A 1,720-nucleotide genomic window follows, 5' to 3' on the forward strand; every position below is an offset into this window, starting at 1 on the left:
TGAACTGCTTCCCGTCAAGTAGACAATTGAAAAAATATAAATTTTTCCTGCCAGTAGAGTGAACTACTGGCAGTTTTTATGCAGCTTGTAAGTAAAGTGTGTGTTTTTCCATAGGAGTTAAAACTCCAAGATTTCTTTGCAATCGTTTATTGTTGTAGTAATCTATATAATCCTCAATCATTTTTATGAGTGTTTCTTTATCAGTGAATCGTTTTCCATAGTAACGTTCTCTCTTTAAAATTCCCCAAAAACCTTCCATCGGTCCATTATCGATGCACCTGGCTACTCTTGACATGCTCTGCACCATACCTGCCGCCTCGATTTTCGCGTGGAATGCCCTGTTAGTATATTGGAATCCCCTGTCGCTATGAAACAATGGATGTGCATCAGGGTTTTTTGTCACCGCATCCTCAAAGTTGCTAAATACAAGATGATTGTTGTTCGAATCCCCAATCGTGTAAGCTACAATTCTTCGGTCATATAAATCCAAAATTGCACTTAAATAGACCTTACGTTTCTCAATCCCGATATAATAATGGAACTCTGTTACATCTGTGAGCCATTTTTCATTTGGTGCATCAGCAGTAAACTCCCGGTTAAGTATATTTTCTGCTATATATTGGGAATTTGAAGCCTGTCTCGTGCATCCATTATTGGAGTACTTGATAGTTGATTTAATATTAAGTTTGCGACAAATACGTAACACACGTTTGTCATTAACATCAATGTTATGATAACGTTCCAATTCATCTCTGATTCTGCGATATCCTTTGTCCGGCGATTCCGTATGAATCTTTTCTATTTCATCTGCAATTCGTTTGTTTTTTCGTTCGTTTTCTGGAATTTCTCTATGTAACCATTTATAGTAAGCTGCTCTAGAAACTCTACCGAGTTTGCAAAGGTCAGTGATGGGATAATTATGTTCTTCGTGTTCGTCTTTGATTGCCTGATATACATATTCATGACGGACCAGGCTTAGCCCCGCCTCCTTTCTATCTCTTCGAGTTTTTTTAGGAAAGAAGCCTCCATTTCAGCACGTTCTTTCTCTGCTCTTAAAATTTTAACTTCGGCACGCAAACTTTCTAATTCATTCATCTCGTCAGGATTTTTCCGTTTTCCACGTTTATCTCTTAAAGCTTCCACTCCGCCAGATTCATATTTAATAGTGTAACTACGTGCCTGTTGATAAGATACCCGATGGTTCTCTGCTGTTTCAGCATAATTATGGTTATGTGCGATGCAATATTGTACTATTTCAACCCGTTCTTCAAATGTGGTTTTTCTTCCTTTGGTCATGATAATACTTCCTCCTGTTCCAGAAGATTTTAACTCTTCATGACCATTATACTTCTTTATCCACTTTTGTAACTTACTTTTTGAACGAATACCATATTTTTTACAGATATCTGTTTGTGATCCTTTTCCAGACAGATAGTCTAGAACTGCCTTCCTTTTTAATTCAGCAGAATAATGCTTATAACTTTTCATCAAGAATGCATCTTCTCCCATACTTTCATAATTAGTAATCCATTGTTGAATGGAAGCTTGAGATATACTAAACTCATTTGCAAGTATTCGTTGGCTTGTCAGACCGTTCAAGTATCTTTTTACAGCATTTATCTTATCTTGTGCAGATATATTTCTTTTAGACATAAAATATGCTCCCTCCTAAGTAACAAGTTTAATTATTTCACTTGTCTACCTAGAAGGGAGCATATCA

At 36.5% G+C, this 1,720-nt stretch carries 2 protein-coding genes; both read right to left on the reverse strand.

The window, feature by feature from the left end; genetic code table 11:
* Positions 1 to 76: 76 nt before the first annotated feature.
* Positions 77 to 973 carry an IS3 family transposase gene (locus tag DW005_RS14040; protein ID WP_207658754.1) on the reverse strand — a complete coding sequence of 299 codons (897 nt, stop codon included), beginning with the start codon at positions 971 to 973 and terminating at the stop codon, positions 77 to 79.
* Positions 974 to 975: 2 nt separating this feature from the next.
* Positions 976 to 1,653, reverse strand: coding sequence for a helix-turn-helix domain-containing protein (locus DW005_RS14045; protein ID WP_207658753.1), 678 nt, complete (start codon positions 1,651 to 1,653; stop codon positions 976 to 978).
* Between the last annotated feature and the right edge of the window lie 67 nt (positions 1,654 to 1,720).

Source organism: Clostridium sp. AF36-4, assembly GCF_003435975.1.
In the GTDB taxonomy this organism is placed as follows: Bacteria; Bacillota; Clostridia; order Lachnospirales; family Lachnospiraceae; genus Eubacterium_F.